Origin of the sequence: Sphingomonas sp. CFBP 8765, from assembly GCF_014841445.1 — a bacterium.
Taxonomy (GTDB): Bacteria; Pseudomonadota; Alphaproteobacteria; order Sphingomonadales; family Sphingomonadaceae; genus Sphingomonas; species Sphingomonas aerolata.
On record NZ_JACYTY010000006.1, the window covers coordinates 15,907 to 32,439 of the forward strand.

The 16,533-nt window shown below is 61.6% G+C and carries 10 protein-coding genes; 4 read left to right on the forward strand and 6 right to left on the reverse strand.

The window, feature by feature from the left end; all coding sequences use genetic code 11:
* Positions 1–162: 162 nt before the first annotated feature.
* Positions 163–1,431: a Y-family DNA polymerase gene (locus IFT87_RS15170; RefSeq protein WP_192191171.1), complete on the reverse strand. Its 1,269-nt coding sequence runs from the start codon at positions 1,429–1,431 to the stop codon at positions 163–165.
* On the reverse strand, positions 1,428–1,853 hold the full coding sequence (locus IFT87_RS15175) for a LexA family protein (RefSeq protein WP_192191172.1): 426 nt from the start codon (positions 1,851–1,853) through the stop codon (positions 1,428–1,430). Before IFT87_RS15175 ends, IFT87_RS15170 begins: the two co-directional genes overlap by 4 nt.
* Positions 1,854–2,473: 620 nt before the next feature.
* Here IFT87_RS15175 and IFT87_RS15180 point away from each other — a divergent pair.
* The gene (locus IFT87_RS15180; RefSeq protein WP_192191173.1) at positions 2,474–3,217 is read left to right on the forward strand and encodes an Lrp/AsnC family transcriptional regulator; all 744 of its coding nucleotides are present in this window, start codon (positions 2,474–2,476) and stop codon (positions 3,215–3,217) included.
* A 365-nt stretch (positions 3,218–3,582) separates the two neighbouring features.
* Here the strand turns inward: IFT87_RS15180 and rtcA are convergent, their stop codons facing one another.
* On the reverse strand, positions 3,583–4,596 hold the full coding sequence (rtcA, locus tag IFT87_RS15185; RefSeq protein ID WP_192191174.1) for an RNA 3'-terminal phosphate cyclase: 1,014 nt from the start codon (positions 4,594–4,596) through the stop codon (positions 3,583–3,585).
* A 32-nt stretch (positions 4,597–4,628) separates the two neighbouring features.
* Positions 4,629–5,852, reverse strand: coding sequence for an RtcB family protein (locus tag IFT87_RS15190; protein WP_192191175.1), 1,224 nt, complete (start codon positions 5,850–5,852; stop codon positions 4,629–4,631).
* A 264-nt stretch (positions 5,853–6,116) separates the two neighbouring features.
* Here IFT87_RS15190 and rtcR point away from each other — a divergent pair, with 264 nt between their 5' ends.
* Entirely contained in the window at positions 6,117–7,709 is a 1,593-nt protein-coding gene (gene rtcR, locus IFT87_RS15195) for an RNA repair transcriptional activator RtcR (RefSeq protein ID WP_192191176.1), read from the forward strand.
* A 383-nt stretch (positions 7,710–8,092) separates the two neighbouring features.
* On the opposite strand, the gene IFT87_RS15200 is transcribed toward rtcR, so the two are convergent.
* Both IFT87_RS15200 and IFT87_RS15205 read right to left on the reverse strand, forming a co-directional pair.
* Positions 8,093–9,901 carry an ATP-dependent helicase gene (locus IFT87_RS15200; RefSeq protein ID WP_192191177.1) on the reverse strand — a complete coding sequence of 603 codons (1,809 nt, stop codon included), beginning with the start codon at positions 9,899–9,901 and terminating at the stop codon, positions 8,093–8,095.
* Positions 9,870–11,672, reverse strand: coding sequence for an ATP-dependent nuclease (locus IFT87_RS15205; protein WP_192191178.1), 1,803 nt, complete (start codon positions 11,670–11,672; stop codon positions 9,870–9,872). Before IFT87_RS15205 ends, IFT87_RS15200 begins: the two co-directional genes overlap by 32 nt.
* A gap of 327 nt (positions 11,673–11,999) precedes the next feature.
* On the opposite strand from IFT87_RS15205, the gene IFT87_RS15210 reads away from it, so the two are divergent.
* Positions 12,000–15,110, forward strand: a complete 3,111-nt coding sequence (locus IFT87_RS15210) for a hypothetical protein (protein WP_206757234.1) — start codon at positions 12,000–12,002, stop codon at positions 15,108–15,110.
* 208 nt (positions 15,111–15,318) lie between these two features.
* A complete protein-coding gene (locus tag IFT87_RS15215) occupies positions 15,319–16,308 on the forward strand; it encodes a restriction endonuclease (protein ID WP_192191180.1) in 990 nt (329 codons plus the stop codon).
* Positions 16,309–16,533 lie beyond the last annotated feature (225 nt).

The following is a 16,533-nucleotide window of genomic DNA, read 5'->3' on the forward strand; positions in this document are numbered from 1 at the left end:
TACTTGCTTGGGATCATCGCAAGACGCTTGAACCACATAGTGAGGAAGCTGAACGAACGACCGCTCTCGTGCAAGCGCTTCGCAACAAGAATGGCGACATGTGGGCGTTAGTGAACGGCAGTCGATAACGGTTTGTTGCGATGCTCCGTTCGCACCTTAACTTCATGCGCGGACCGTCGGGACGTCAGCAATCTTGGTCGTCCATGCCGGCGAGCGCATTTCTGATCGCAGCTTCCACTCCCGCTTAAAGCCCTGCGTCGCCGTCACCGCCGTCCATGTGCCGAACTTGCCGTTGATCGCGTCGAGCGCGCCCATTAGGCGGTCGCGCTTCGCCGTATCCACCTCGAACAGAGTTCGCGGTCGCTCGGCCTCGGGCAGGAGGTCGTCGAGCAGGATACCGGCCTTGGTGTAGGAATAGCCGTCGCGCCACGCCCTCTCCGCCGCCCGCCGTGCTGCCGCGATCAATTCAAAGCTATCGCTCGACATGGGATGAAGCGTGACCGTGCGAGACCCACCATATTGCGGTCGATCTGGCCTGTTACGATTGGTGTGAAAGAAGGCCGTAAGCCGTGCCGCGACGAGCCCGTGCATCCGCAGTTTCTCTCCGGCTCGCAGCGCGTATTGCGACAGAGCACCCATCATCCGATCAAAGTCACATACCGGTGTGCCGAACGAGCGGGTTACCGCCATGCCCTTTCGCCGGGGTGCGACGGACTCAACAGCGTTTGAAGGTACGCCGCGCAGCTCAGCAACCAGCCGCTCGAGCACGACCGTCCCGACGGCGCGCGCCTGCTTCATCGGCATGTCTCGCAGTGCGCCCGCGGTGTGCACCCCAAGATCCGTGAGCTTCCTGGCGGTTGCACCGCCCACGCCCCAGACGTCGCCGACGGCGAACGCGTCCATAACCTCGCGACGAACGGCGGCATCGCGCAGATCAGCGACCCCTTCGAACCGAACGTCCTTTTTGGCAGCAGCGTTCGCCAGCTTGGCCAGCGTCTTAGTCTCAGCAATGCCCACACATGTCGGTATCGTCGTCCACAGACGAACTTGTTCCCGCATCGCACGCGCGTGGTCGACAAGGTCCCTGCCCTCAAATCCGGCGAGGTCCAGAAACGTCTCGTCGATCGAGTAGATCTCGAAGTCACGCGCGAAGGGTTCGCAGGCGGCGATGACGCGGCGCTGCATGTCGCCATACAGCGTGTAGTTCGATGACAGGACCCGGATGCCGTGCCGGCAGACGACATCGCGTAGGTGGTGGATCGGATCGCCCATCTTGATGCCGAGCGCCTTGGCTTCGGCCGAACGGGCGATCGCACACCCGTCGTTGTTAGAGAGCACAATGACCGGCACGCCGACGAGGCTGGCATCGAACGCGCGCTCGCAGCTGACGTAGTAGTTGTTGCAGTCGATCAGGGCGATGGGCGCGCTCATGGCACCTTGCGCGCTACGCCGACGACGACACCCCAGATCTCGACATATTCGTCGACAAGGATGTGCGGGAACCCCTCAGCCTCGGGCACGAGCCAGTGCCGCCCATCCATATGCCGAAGCCGTTTTAACGTCCGCTCGCCATGCACCAGCGCGACGACGATCGCGCCCGTCTTTGGGGGCTTGGCACGGTTCACGACGATCAGATCGCCGTCATTAATCCCGGCGCCCGCCATCGATCGCCCTTCGACCCGCATGATGTAGCTCGCCGCGGGGTGCTCCACGAGCCAGGCACCAAGATCAATCGGCTCTTCCATGTCATCCTGCGCCGGTGACGGGAACCCGGCCGGCGTGTGACACAGGAAGAACGGGACCTCGCGCGGCACTAACGCGAACGGTATTTCGTGGAGCCTCAAGATGCTCATAGGACGATTCCTTTTTCCGGCCAGCCCTTTAGAGCGCAAGAACAGAAAGTGAACAAGGATTCGTGTGACAACGCTGCCGCATGGTAAGCGCTTGAACCGAAAGCGGGCGTTTGCAAGGACATTTAAAAAGTAAGCGTCCGGCCCGACGTGTGTTGTGGCGCGGCACCGCTGCGCGAGGCAGTCGGCTCACGGGGTGGCCGCTGTGCGAATCATATGATGCTGGGGGACATGGAAGGACAACCGTCCAACCTAGCGGCGGCGGGCTACGCTACCGGAACGCGGGCTTGCGATACCACCGCGATACCAAAACGCATATTTACCGAAGCTTTAGGCAACAAGTCGCCAATAAAGTTCAAGGATTTTAATGGTTTAAGGTGGTGCCGCTTACAGGACTCGAACCTGTGACCCCCGCATTACGAACGAAGCCGTTATCCCGGACTTCCAACGTTTTTGCTCGGGAAACTCTAGAGACCCGCACCTTCTAGCCCGCAGAAATCCGTTATTGAAAGCGGAGTGCACCGGAAACGCACCGGAGGCGAGACCATCGACATCGAGCCCTGCAATCCCGGCTCCAGCGCCGGCCGATTGCCTGCCATCGACTTCCTTCGGGAGCCGACACGATGTCGAATTCACTGCCCGCCGCCACTTCCCCCCGCGCTGCTTCCGGCACGAGCAACATCGCCCGCTCGTTTAGCGAAGTTACCACCGGTATCCGCGACCGCGCACGGTCAAACTCGCCAGTGCGCCGCAACAGCCACAATGCCGGCGGCTCCGAGGTATCCCTCTGGCGCATGCACAACACGTTTCCGAAAACCGAACACAACGCGCGTATGCGCGCGGCCGAGGCGTTCGAGCATGAGACGAAGCTGCCGGGGAAGCGCAACGGTGCCCTCGGTTCGATCGGGCTCGACGTCCTGCGCTGCCTATTGCGCCTGCGCGGCCGTAAGGACGGCCGGCTCGATCCGAGCTACCAGTGGATTGCGGACAAGATACACCGGTCGCGGAGTGCCGTAGGAAAAGCGTTAGAGCGCCTGAAGGCGAGCGGGTTCCTCGACTGGATCCGGCGATGCGTGCCGATCGAGGACGCCCTGCCCGATGAGCAGCAGAGCGAGCAGATCTCGAACGCCTTCATCCTGCTACAGCCGCCAACGGTGCGCGAATGCGTTCGCCGCATGCTCCGCAAGCCGAGCGAGTTCGTCCGCGCTGTTGCCGAGAAGCTTGCGCGCCAGAAGAAGCTGGACACCGCGACGGTCGACGACGTGATCGCCGAGGTCCAGAGCCCCGAGCTGCGCGCCATCCTCGCCCGCGTTCGGGCATTTGTTGATAGTGCAAATCCGTCGAGCGGTCACACAGAGGCCCTGTAAGATTTAAATATATAAAGAACGCCTATGGAGTGCGCAGTTTGAAGCTTCACGAAGCCCCCGACGCCCCAAGCCCAACAGGTTCAGCATCCAGCTACCGCGGGTGAGCGTGCCGGCTTGCGCCGTCACGTGCATCCTGGGGAGGATGCGTAAAATCGGTGCCATTCTGCCAATCCACGTCGCCCCCGTTGCGCGGCCGCGATCTGCACCGAACTGCACCGGCGTAGGAGCCCCAAATACCGCAACGCGGCCTAGGACCTGGGCCAGTTTCCGCAGGTCGTTCGATCGCACCTTTTGCGACACGAAAAGACCGCGGGCGAGGCGGGGGAAATAGCGTGTTAATTGGGGTGGTAGCTGCGCCTGGTCGCTTACCGCACCTCCATACGGTGAGTTCCCGAGGGCAGCTGAGTAAATCCGCATCGCCGACCAAGGAAGCGTTCGATAACCGCTGCGGCCGTGTAGCTGTGCTGGCTCGGTTTCACCGTCGTGAACGTGCCCCCGCCCGCCAGGGCAAACGGAAGAAGAAGCTGGTCGGCCAGATACGGGCCGGCGAACGCGTCCGATGCGAGGTAACCGGTCATGCGACCCACCGCAGTCTGCGCTACCCTTTCCGCCGACACGCCGAGCTTGCCGAAACCGCTAACCACTTCAGTTACATGCTCGAAGGCGGCCTCCAGCAGAAGGATGTTGCCCGGCCCCTGGCTCTCGGGGAGCTCCCTGACGGCAAAAGCGTCGTCGGGCCAATCAAGCAGCTTGCGAGCGATCGCGACTTCGCGGTCGGCGACCCTCGGCGGGATCGCCGCGAACATTGCCAACGCCGAACGATCAACCAGCGCGCCCCGGTCGACGCAGTCGATAGCACTGAGCGGAGCAGGCGTTATGTCGACTTCGATCCGACCGCCGCCACGCGGATAGAAGCCGGGCCTGACGAGCCGCACTGTGACGGTTGGGCCCATCCGATTTATGATGGGAAGGAAGCTTTTGGCGATGAAGTCGAAGGGCGGCGCGAGCATGTTATGGGTGCCGCCTTCGAGCACTAGTCGCGACGGCCGATCCGCGAGAACGAGCGGCATCAATACCGTCTGCAACACCAGACCGGTCGATCCCGCCGTCCCCACGGCAAAGTGATAGTCCCCGGCGGCGACCTGGCCGGGACGAAAAAGGATTTCGGACGATCCTACAGTCAGTCCCTCGCACGTCGCGCCACCGATGGTGCATGCAGCCTCAATCGCGGTAACGTGCTGACGCATCAGTCCCGGCTTCTCGCGTCCACCGCGGACCTTGGTGATCCGGAAGGGAGAGCGGGTGACCAGCGACAGCGCGCACGCATTGCGAACGACCTGCCCCCCGCCCTCGCCTTCTGAGCCGTCGATCTCGATCATTGTCGTTCTTTCTCGTTCGGACATGGTGTGCGTCAGCCTTTGACGCACACCACCTGCTTGAGCGTATGCACGATCTCGACGAGATCGGATTGCGCCGCCATCACGGCCTCGATGGGCTTGTAGGCGCGCGGGCTCTCGTCAATCACGCCCTCGTCCTTGCGGCAGGCGACACCCTCGGTCGCGACGACGTGCTCCGCCACCGTGACCTCGCGCTTCGCCTGGGTCCGACTCATCACCCGCCCGGCGCCATGCGAACAGCTGTCGAAAGCCTCCTTGTTGCCGAGCCCGCGAACGATGAACGACTTGGCGCCCATCGATCCGGGAATGATTCCCATGACGCCGGTCGCAGCGCGCACCGCGCCCTTGCGGGTCACGAGCACGTTCTGGCCGAAATGGTTCTCCCGCCCAACATAGTTGTGATGGCAGTTGATCGCTTCCAGTTCCGCATCGAACGGCTTGGCGATGACGCCGCGCATCGCCCGGATCACGTTCGTCATCATCATCCGCCGATTGAGCGCTGCATAGTCCTGCGCCCAGCCGACCGCCTCGACATAATCGTCGAAATGATCGGTTCCCTCGGGAAAATAGGCCAGATCCTCGTCAGGCAGGTTCAGGAACCACTTGCGCATGTCCTGCTTCGCCAGCTCGATGAAGAACGTGCCGATCGCATTGCCGACGCCCCGCGAGCCCGAGTGAAGCATCACCCAAACCCGCTGTTCGGTATCCAGGCAGACTTCGATGAAGTGGTTGCCTGTGCCGAGCGTGCCAAGGTGGACCAGATTGTTGGCCTTGCCCAGTTTCGGATATTTGGCGACGATCTGCCCGAAACGCCCGGCAAGCGTCGCCCACGCATCGACGATCGCGGCAGGCGGATCCCCCCACGATCCCGGATCGCGCTTGCCCATCTTGACGTCGCGGCCGACCGGCACCGCGCGTTCGATCGCGGCGCGGACTCCCTCCAGATTGTCGGGTAGGTCGCTGGCGATCAGCGAGGTCCGCGCTGCCATCATGCCGCAGCCGATATCGACGCCGACCGCAGCGGGAATCACCGCGCCCTTGGTGGCAATAACCGAGCCGATGGTGGCGCCGATGCCGACGTGCACGTCGGGCATCACTGCAACGTGCTTGAAGACAAACGGCATCCGCGCAGCGCTGGCCAGCTGAGCTCGCGCCTTGTCGTCGACCGAAACGCCGCGCGTCCACATCTTGATCGGTACGCCGCCCTCGACGGTCTGTAAGTCATAGTTGGTCGTCATGGTCGCCTCCGGTACCCTGTCTTGTCGCGGATTGGGGGTGGCTGACCTATTCCAGCCACCCCGGCCGCGGTGTCGGGCTGCTCGATACCATTCGACCCGACGCTCAACACTCTGCAGACGGTGTGCCAAACGCTCTGCAGCGGATCAGAATTCAGCTATACCTTTGTTTCTTGTAGATATCTTTACGCCATTCCGCATCCTGCTCTGAAGCGTCAATGTAAGTAATCGATCGACAACGATAATGATTTATTCCATGGGATAACAATGAAGCCGCTGGTTGTTATCGGATTTCTCGGCTCGACGTTGGACGGCAGCAAGCCGGACGCGTCCCGTTGGAACAAGTGGCGCCCCTCCGTCGGTATCGTGATGCACGAGGATTTGCGGGTCGATCGCTTCGTGCTGCTGCATGGTACGCCGCACCGACGCTTGGCGGAGTTTGTCGCCGAGGACATCCGCTCCGTGTCGCCCGAGACGCGGGTCGAACCCTATTTGATCGACTTTGCCGACGCTTGGGACTTCGAGGAGGTTTACGGCAAGCTCCTCGATTTTGTTCGTGCATCGCCGTTCGATCCGGAGGCGGAGGACTATCTGGTCCACATCACCACCGGCACGCACGTGGCGCAGATCTGCCTCTTCCTGCTGACGGAGGCGCACTACCTCCCAGGCCGCCTGCTCCAAACGCAACCGCAACGGGGAACGGCCGGGCCAGCCGGCACATGGAACGCGATAGACCTCGACCTTTCGCGTTACGACAGCATCGCCACCCGCTTCAGCGCCGCGAGCGCCGAGAGCACCTCGTTCCTGAAGTCGGGGATCGAGACGCGCAACCGCGCCTTTAACGCGATGATCGACGAAATCGAGCAGGTCGCCACCCGCTCGCGCGCGCCGATCCTGCTGATGGGGCCGACCGGTGCAGGCAAAAGCCAGTTGGCGCGGCGCATCTACGACCTCAAGCGGCTGAAGCATCAGGTCAAGGGCGCGTTCGTCGAAGTGAACTGCGCCACGCTGAAGGGCGACAGCGCGATGTCGGCTCTGTTCGGCCACAAGAAGGGGTCATTCACCGGGGCAACAGCCGATCGCGCCGGACTGTTGCGGACGGCCGATAAGGGGATGCTGTTTCTCGACGAAATCGGCGAGCTTGGCCTCGACGAGCAGGCCATGATCCTACGCGCGATCGAGGACAAGCGCTTCTTGCCAGTGGGAGCAGACAGCGAGGCAGCGTCCGATTTCCAACTATTGGCCGGCACCAACCGCGAACTGGGCCGGGCCGTAGCGGACGGGCGCTTTCGCGACGACCTGTACGCGCGACTCAACTTGTGGACGTTCACGCTGCCCGGTCTCGCCGACCGCCACGAGGACATCGCACCCAATCTGGATTACGAACTCGACCGCTTCGCCGAACGCGAAGGAACGCGGGTCACCTTCAACAAAGAAGCGCGAGACCGTTACCTGACCTTCGCCACCCATTCTGACGCGCGCTGGACCGGCAATTTCCGGGATCTTGCGTCCAGCGTGACCCGCATGGCGACGTTCAGTCCCAGTGGACGAATAAACGCCTCTTGCGTGGAGTCGGAGATCGCTAGGTTGAGACGGCTATGGTCGACCGGTACCGCCGTCGACGAAGGGCTTGGCAGCATTGTGCCGGCAGAGCGAATGGCCGAGCTCGATCTCTTCGACCGTGTTCAGTTGGCCCATGTCATCGACGTCTGCCGCCGGAGCCGCTCGCTGTCAGAGGCGGGGCGAATGTTATTCGCTGCATCGCTGGCGAAGCGGAGCTCCTCCAATGACGCCGACCGGCTGAGGAAATATCTCCAGAGGTTCGATCTGACATGGCCAGCTTTAAACGACAGCCACTAGACCGAAGATGCTGCGCTCATGACGTTCTCAGCGCTGATAACGAACGATCGCCTTTGCCGTGCTGTGAGTAACTCAGACCCACAAGTGGACGTTCAGGCCGCCCTGCTCGCTTCCCAGCTTCGGTCGTTCATTCATGTCGACTGATCCGCTCGCCGGAAGCGACGTGTCGAGGACGCGGATCGGCGAAAAGTGGGACGAAGCCGTCGTTCACAAATACGATCGTGGAAGGCGGGTTTCGGATGATCCGGCCATTCGCTGAGTGCCGGAGCCCGACCGAGAGATAACACGGGGCGGGCCGTTTTGCGAATGGCAGCTTTCGGGCTAGCGAAACGAAATAGTCGGCTCAAAAGCAGCCAACCGTTGAATCAAGGCAACGGCAGTCGTCACGTCTGTTGAAGCCGCTCTCGAACCTCGGTTACAAAGCGCGAAGCGTTATGCTGGCTATACATCAGATGGATTTCATAGCGCGCGCGTGTGAACCCAACATAGAAAAGGCGGCGTGATTCCCGGAGATCATTGTCGGATGGATTGCCGCGCGGAACCTTACCCTCGTCCATCGCGAACAGGATCACGACATCGAACTCTCGCCCTTTGGCGCTGTGGAGCGTTGAGAGATTGATCCGGTCGAGCCCGGTGCCGATCCCGGCAAATTCGCCGAGCGACATGTCCTCGACGTCGCCGGTCGCGCTCAGCCGCTCAACGAAGACGTTGAGATTATCAAAATCGTCGGCCAGCGAGCGTGACCGGGCAATGCTTGGAGCGATCACGTCCGCGCGCATCGCCACCAGCCAGTCATGGAGTCCGAGTGTCGCGTCGCGTCGCGTCCAAAGCGCCTCGATCACCGTTCGCTGAAAGGTCAGTTGCGCATCCTCGTCGAGGATCGCTTCGTGAAAGATGCGCGCGCCTTCGCCGATGAGCTTGCTAATCCGGGGAGAGCCCGCGCGCCATCCGCCGCAGCACCAGATCGCGCATTGCTCGAGCCAGCGCAGGATGCGGCTCGAACGGGGATATAGCGCATTGCCATCAGTACGGATGATGGTGAGTCCGGCGGACGCAGCGGCCGCCGCAATGTCGTCGCCGATATAGGCTGCGGGATAGAGCACCGCGACTTCGCCAAGATTGAGGCCCGGCCTGCGCGCCTGGATCTCAGGTAGGAGGTGCCCTAAGAGATAGCTCGCATGACCGGAATATCCGCTCGGACGGGGATGGAAGTAGATCGTGCCTTCATGGGCCTGATCGGGCGCGCGGTAGCCCCGCACCTCGCCGAGCGCATATTCGGATGCGGTGACGATCTTAGAGCCGCAGCGATAATTAAGGCCGAGCCGAACCGCCTCGACATCGTCGCGTTCCGACAGCCGCCGCAGCAACTCCGGATACGCGCCGGTAAAACCATAGATCGACTGATCGACGTCGCCGACCGCGAACAGACGCATACCTGCACTGAAACACAGTCCCATCACCATGGCATGGAGCGCCGAGCCGAGATCCTGATATTCATCAACCGCAAGAATCGGATATTTGGCAACGAGCGCCTTCTGGAGCCACGAATTGTTCGCAAGCGCACGCACGGCCAAGAGCGGCATATCGTCAAAGTCTATCAGGCCAAGCTGACGGAGCTCAGCTTCATAGTGCTCAATGAGGTTCGCCAGAGTTGCGTCGCGAGTTCGCCATTCGGTTCTCGACCGGTCAAGAAAGGCGCGGCGGTAGCGATCCATGCGCAGGCGCCAGTTCTGCGGATTTTCCGAACCGCCGACCACTTTGTTGAAGGCACGTTCGAGCGCGCCGCGCTGTTGTTTCAGGGTGGCTACGGTGAACCCTTCAGGCAAGCCAAGACCGGCAGGCTTGGCATAAGGCAGCAGAATCTGGGTGAGCGAGAAGCTGTGCACAGTTCCGATGAACACCCGACCGCCAGGCACAATGCCGAGCGCATCAAGCCGGCCCTCGAGTTCGCGCGCACTCTCATTGTTATAGGTGATGCAGGCGAGCCCGCGCGGCGCATCGACATCCTCGCTCAACATGCGCGCGAGCTTGACCGTCAGCGTCTTAGTCTTTCCGCTGCCCGGGCCGGCCAGCAGGACGCAATGGTTGCCGGACTGATAAGCCTGCCATTGCTTATCATTGTCCCGCAGATCCTCTGCCGCGCGGAGATAAAGCGCCCGGTCAGACACGCTCGACGACTTGGGTAATCGCATCGGCAATATAATCGGGGACAAGTTTTCCATCGATCCGGGTCGCCAGCCGCTGCGCGAAACGCCCCTTTCCCATCTGCTCGATCATCTTAAGCAGAATGTCATGATCGACCGTCTTGGGCTTCGCCTCCCATGCAACGAGGAGCGCTTTGCGATCCTTGCTCCACGATTGTTCTCGCAGCGTTTCAATCATCGCCTCGGCATAATCCCCGCCGAATAATTCAGTTTCGAGCGTGCTACGATTAGTAAAGATGCCGTACGGCTCGCACACGTCGAGCGACTCCTCATATGTCTCCAGCGCCTTGATTGCCGCGACCGTGAATCCAGGGTCGTCGCCACCGCGCGCCGTGTCGATGATCTCGACTAGCTTCATGGCGCGACTGTACACGCGAGGAACGCCGTCGATCAGGTCATAGTCGGTGATCAAGGCGAAGGGGATGCCGAGCGCGCCGAGCAGCTTTACGTAGGGCTCGAAGTTGGTACCCGCGACCGAGCAGACCGAAATACCATAATCGTCGAGCGGTGTGCCGATTTCCTCGGCAAAAGCCGGAACTAGAAAACGCTCGGCCTCGCCCTCGACCAAAATCACGCCGCGGGCAAACACCAGTTCGGCCCGAGTGACATCAAGATAGCGCGCGAGGTCTTCGGTTTCGGCGTCCGAGAAATCCGCAGCGGCGGTCGAATAGCCCTTGGTCCCCGCGCCCACCTGATCGCGAAGCAACAGCAGTGACGCGAGCGGCGCGACGCTAGCGATATGCGGCGAGTGCGTGGTGAGCAGGACCGACAAAGGCTTGGCATCGTCCTCGTCGGTTGGATCGACGATGGTCTCGAACAGATGCTTGTACACAAGACGCTGCAGATGCGGATGAAGATGCGCTTCCGGCTCCTCGATCGAAAGGATCGAATGATCGCGTTTGTTCGCATCGATCAGGCGCTGGAGATCGAGCAGTTTAAGTGTCAGGAAGATGAGATTGGCCGAACCGAGGCTGGCGTCGCCGATCCCGCGCCGGCCTTCGTCGATCAGCAACCGGATCTGGCGATTGATGCGCAGCGCATCGGTCGCCGAGAAACCGAGCGTTGGATGCACATCCTGTTTGGAACCGCTCATCGCAAGAAATAGCGATGCAATGTTCGACTCGAGCCTCTCGACTTCATCAAACGCGATCATTGCCCCCGTTGCCTCGGCAATCTTCTCCCCAATCTCAGCAAGCGCATTGGCATCGATGCCAGTAAAGGCTTCCTCGACCAACGGCCGGAGTGGTGAGCGGCGCCAGGTCGCGAGATCGCCTTCGGCATCGCGGAGCGCTGGGAGCAGATCCATGGTTATCCGTCTGCGCAGGTCATGGCCGAAGCGTTTGGCCTCGTCCTCGCCGCCGAAACAGACGAATGTAAAATCATCGTCACTCGCCGGATCGCCATCGAGGTCGGGCACAGCGCGCAGCTGATAGGTCAGGCGCACCGTATCAGGATCGTCGTCGAGCCGGTAATCGGTGAGCACCGCCAGCACGTCGAGATCGTCCTCGAAATCCTTGATCTCGACCGAGGCGGTAATCACGGTGTCGGCATCGATGCTTTCGAGCCCATCCCAGAAATCGGCGAGACCGAGTTGCCGGCCGCTATCGGGCAGCGATGGATCGAAGATCAGCCGCATCGCAAACAGGAGGTTACTCTTGCCGACCCGGTTTTCGCCAACGATGACCGCATTGCCGCCAAGTGTGACATCCAGATCTTGGAAGTTCCGAAAATTCTCGATCTTGATTCGCGACAGATACATAGCGGCCCGTTTACCTCTCAGTGCAAGGATATACAGGACATGTTGCGCGGGCGTCACGACCTAGATCCATTGGATTACATTTTCTTTTGGTGACCCCGATCCTAGCGATGACGACACGATTGCTGGGCCTGAACTCGCTGATGTCGATCGGCTCGAACATTTTGGGTCCGTTCACGATTGTCTGCTGCCCTACGCTATGGCGTCCGAGCCATACGGTGCGTAAGCCCGTCCTCCGTATCTCGCAAAATTCCGTCATTAATGGTCGGCACCGCCTCGGTGAAAACGGTGATCGCTCGACGCACGCGGTGCGTAAGGTTAGCTGTTCTGATGGAGTTCACCGCCAAGCAGATTGCACCGCCTAAGGACTGGAGCCGCTTCGAGGATTTGTGCCGCGCGCTCTTTTCCGCGGTATGGAACGACCCCTATGCCCAGAAGAACGGGCGATCCGGGCAGCCGCAACATGGCGTCGATATTTGGGGCGAGAGCCACGGCGCGCGGTCCGGGACGCACTGTATTCAGTGCAAAGGCAAGGAGATCAACTATCACGGGAAGGTAACGAATTCGGAATTCGATACCGAGCTCGCTAAGGCCGAGCGTTTCAAACCTGCCCCTCGCTTGTGGATCCTCGCCACGACCGCGCCGAACGACGCCTCATTGCAGGAGCATGTCCGCATCCGGTCACAGGAGCGCGCGGCGGCCGGCACATTTCTCGTCACGGTGCTGGGGTGGGAATCGCTCATTGCGTTGATGGGCGATCACCCGTCCGTCATCGAGCAATTCTATCCCGAGCACGGCAACCATATGTGCGCGTTGCTCGCGGCGGTGCGCGCGCTCCCGCGCCGCGACGAACTGTTGCCGTTCTTGTCCGGCAAGAGTTCGTCGCAACACGAGGACACCAGCGGGCGCAACTCTTGGGTGCCGATCGCCTTTGAGACAACGCGCGGCCTTGGCCCCGCGCTGCTGGGCCGGGCGCTCGGCGCGGCCGATGTCGGTCTGTGTCCACGGCTGCCCGAGGCCGGCGTGCTCGAGGCCGAACTTGCCAGCAGCTACTCGGCGCGGCTGGCGGGCGTGCCGGGTGCGGGCAAGTCGGTGTGCGCGCTTCAGGCGGCAGAGTATTTCGCGGGCAAGGGATTTCGCGTCGTCCGCTTGCGCGATCCCCGGACTGACACGCTCACACTTACCCAAGATGACGTCCCGACCGTCCATTTGATCGACGACGCGCATCTGACGGCCGAGCATACGCTGGTCCTCGCCGAACAGGCTGCAACACCGTCGAAGTTGCTCCTCTCAGCATTTACGACACCCCATATCCTTGGGCGTTCGCCCGGCACGATCCATCTCGATGCCAAGCGCGCCGTTGGCGTGATCGCCGATGACCTTCGCCGTCGCCGCGATGAAACGCTTGCCGCCGTTCGCCTCGTCGACGATTGGGTCGGGGACGGGATCGGGCAGGAAAAGCTCGAGGGGAGACTGGACGCTGCAGCGAGCGCCGACTTCCCCTGGCAGTTCTGCTTTATCCTCAGTGGCGGCTGGCGCCGCGTTAATTCTGTCGTCGCCTCCGCTCGGGCAGCCAAAGCCGACCTCGTGCTGGGCGCGATAGCGATTCGCCAATTGGCTACGCGCGACGGACGCGCCACCGCGCAGGACCTGCACCCGATGTTCGTCGCGGCTGGGCTCGCGTTCGACGAGGCCGCGGCCGCCATCGCCTGGCTGGTCGAGCAGCGGATCGTCGTTGCCGCCACCGACCTGAGATGCCCGCATCAGCGCTTCTCCGCAAAGGTGTTCGATCCGCTGCTCGAACAGCGGGATGCGGATGGTCGCCGCCAGATTGCAAGAATGATGGCTCAGACGCTCGCCGATCCTGCGATGTCGCTCGCGGGGCTGGGCCTGTTGCTCAGCGAGTTTCGGATGAGCGAAAGCGGCGCCCGGTGGTCGCGTCTGATCGACGAACCTGCCCTCACGCCGTTTCTCGAACGCTGCTGGGCTGCCGAGAGCGCTGAGGACATTGCGGCCGCCGCGCGCGCGCTGCGTGAAATCGATTCCTATCTTCCCGATGCGATCAAGCGCCCCGGCCGGAACGCAGTCATAACCGTCGCAAAGTGGTTTAGCGCGCCACAGCCCAGCATGGCCCATGCGGTTGGCAATTACCTCAACGGGACCTACCGCAATGTACGGTACGGCCGGGCGATCGTGCGGGCGTCGGACCCAGAGGCAATTGCCGACCGGTTGAACGATGCGCTTTGCGCGCAGACGGCCGATTTCGCGAGCGAGATCGCCAAGATGATCACCCAGGCGTTCATCGCGCTAACCCTGGAGTGGAAAACGCGATACTTGGCACGTATCGATCGCCAAAAGTGCCTGATGCTGGCCTCGAATTGGCCGACCGAGAGCCCCTTATACCGCTCGGCTTGGTTCTGCGAGCATCTGCTGCACCTCGACCGTAACTTCGGTCTGCAACTAGTCGATGCGCTCGGGGCGGCGATCGGCGGGCGCATGCGAGCCGATCCGATCGACACATTCGATGCGCTCGAGGACATCTTCTCGAACGGCCTGCGCATCTACGATCCGTTGCAGGTCTATAAGGGGAAATTGGCGCCCACCGCGGCGATGCGCGAGGCATGTGGCCGGCTCTGCCGCCAATGGGGACCGGAGGACCTCGCGCGCGCGTTGGAACAGGCGTCCGTACGTCAGTTCCGCGATGCGGCAGGCGTCCTCAACGTCATCCACAAAGCGGCACCCGAACTTTTCGCCGCGACGGTGGCCGCGATCGATTGGGACCAGCTCGATCGGACATTGGGCGCCGATTGGGGCCAACTGCCGCACGACGCAATCTCGCTGCTCTGCCAATTCTTTTACGACTCAGTCGGCCGGGCACGTGTGGCGGACATGATTGACCGGCATCTTGAGGAGATAGCCGAGTTAGACACCAGTCTTGCCTATATTGCGCCCGATGCGGCGCTGCGCCAGATCGAACGCGGTGCGTACATCGCGCTTGCCGGCGATTCCAACAATTGGCCGCTGCGAGGCGGCATTCTCGCGGACTTTCATAAACGGCGACCCGAACGCGTTGGGGCGTTGCTCGAGCCGCATCTCAGCGCGATTGCCGCGGCGTTGTCGCAAGAAAGCCCGACTTATTTCGAACGGGCTCTGCTGTTTTTGCGCGTGTGCCGTCAGGTCGCACCGATCGGATTTGAGACGATATTGGAACAAGTTGATGTCGCAACCGCCGGCAAAGGCTGGACCGCTGCCTTGAGCGGGCGTGAGGTCAGCGGCCATAAGCTAAGACACCCCGGTGCACGGGAGGCCGTCGCCTGGCTTGTCCATCATCTGCGCGATCGAAGCGGCGCACTCGGCGACCTTGCGCGACGCTTAAGAGAGGAATTTCCAAAGGGCGCCACCCTTTCTGCGAAGAAGCTGGAAACATTTTCCGACCTCTGACGCCGATGGAACCGCTTTCGTGTGTTCCGTTGTGCGGTCTGGCGTTTGTTTGGCCCGTCCGCTCCCACTGCGTAAGAACCAAGTTATGGTTCGATGGACCAGCGTGCGGCAAAGCTCTGCACTAAGGGGCCGCGGCATGTTCGAGCGGCAAGCCCGACTATGGACACTGTCGGTTCGCGACGAAGCGACCGTCTGCTAGTCTGAACCAATGCCGACCGACCCGATCTCCGCGCTGCACCCCGAACAGCGGCAATTTCTGGAGCATTTCGCCGAGCGAAACGACGCACGTAGCCTGCTGGTCGCTGCGTCCGGCCTCGGCAAGTCGACTGTCGCCCTCTTCGCCGCGCGCAGGCTCTACGACGACGGTCAGGTCGATCGCGTCTTGATGATTTCTGCCACTCGGGCATCCAGCGAGCAGTGGAGCGAATATTTTGCGCACGCATCTTCCGCCAAGGTTGCCGAACCTGTGCCGGCCAATGCCACCCAAGCTGTCACTTATGCGCGGCTCAGCCATGATCCCGAAGCGGTTTGGCGCGAAGCACCGCTGGGAACGCGATGGCTGGTGATTTTCGACGATGTCGACTGGCAGGGTATCGATGTCGAACCGCTAGCGGCCGATGCTTTGCTGCGTTTTCCGGGCTCGCGCATACTGTTCATTGCATCCCAGCCGCCTCCGCTTGCGGTGGATGTAAAGTTCGCCTTTGGGATGGAATTCTTCACAGCCGAGGTCCTCGCCAAGCCCGAGACGCGGTCGAACCTCCTCACGCTTTCGCCTAGCATCGGCCTAATCGAGCGAGTCCAGCAGCGGCTAGTCGGCTTGGACGACCTGTCTTGGCGCGAGCTTGAAATGCTTATAGCGCGCATGCTCGAGACCGATGGATACAACGTCGAGTTGACGCGCGGCTCCAAAGATGGCGGCGTGGACGTAATTGCGGTCAAGGATCTCGGCATCGCCGGCATGTTCAAGGCGATTTGGCAGGCCAAGCGAAACCGCGTGGATCGTAAGATCGGCCTGTCGCTTGTCCGCGAACTAGCCGATACGCGCCTGGAGCACGATGCGACCAAGGCTTTTATCGTGACGACTTCCTACCTGACTCGCGGTGCGCTCGATCGGGTTGAGCGCGATCGCCACGTTCTCGGAAAGGTCGACCGCGATGATCTCGATCTATGGATCGATCGGACGCTGCGCGGAACCTGACTTCTTCGAACCGCGCGGGATAGCCCTATCGGCAGATTCCGTCAGGACCGGACGTTCACCAAAAACAATGGTGAGCGACCAGCTCTGGTCGTGAGTTGCCGCGGCCGAACTACCGACGGCAGACCCAATGTCTGTCACTCAGGGCTGCTCACAAGCATCCCGAAAGCGGTCGTTAGTTCAGGTTCAGGCCTATGGCGGAAACTGGGCCGGATGCTGAAAGTCAGT

Bases quoted from the DNA above. Each gene is read 5' to 3' on its own strand.
- IFT87_RS15170 (WP_192191171.1), bottom strand. From the start codon at position 1,431: ATGAGCGCGCCCATCGCCCTGATCGACTGCAACAACTACTACGTCAGC.
- IFT87_RS15175 (WP_192191172.1), bottom strand. From the start codon at position 1,853: ATGAGCATCTTGAGGCTCCACGAAATACCGTTCGCGTTAGTGCCGCGC.
- IFT87_RS15180 (WP_192191173.1), top strand. From the start codon at position 2,474: ATGTCGAATTCACTGCCCGCCGCCACTTCCCCCCGCGCTGCTTCCGGC.
- rtcA (WP_192191174.1), bottom strand. From the start codon at position 4,596: ATGATCGAGATCGACGGCTCAGAAGGCGAGGGCGGGGGGCAGGTCGTT.
- IFT87_RS15190 (WP_192191175.1), bottom strand. From the start codon at position 5,852: ATGACGACCAACTATGACTTACAGACCGTCGAGGGCGGCGTACCGATC.
- rtcR (WP_192191176.1), top strand. From the start codon at position 6,117: ATGAAGCCGCTGGTTGTTATCGGATTTCTCGGCTCGACGTTGGACGGC.
- IFT87_RS15200 (WP_192191177.1), bottom strand. From the start codon at position 9,901: ATGCGATTACCCAAGTCGTCGAGCGTGTCTGACCGGGCGCTTTATCTC.
- IFT87_RS15205 (WP_192191178.1), bottom strand. From the start codon at position 11,672: ATGTATCTGTCGCGAATCAAGATCGAGAATTTTCGGAACTTCCAAGAT.
- IFT87_RS15210 (WP_206757234.1), top strand. From the start codon at position 12,000: ATGGAGTTCACCGCCAAGCAGATTGCACCGCCTAAGGACTGGAGCCGC.
- IFT87_RS15215 (WP_192191180.1), top strand. From the start codon at position 15,319: ATGCCGACCGACCCGATCTCCGCGCTGCACCCCGAACAGCGGCAATTT.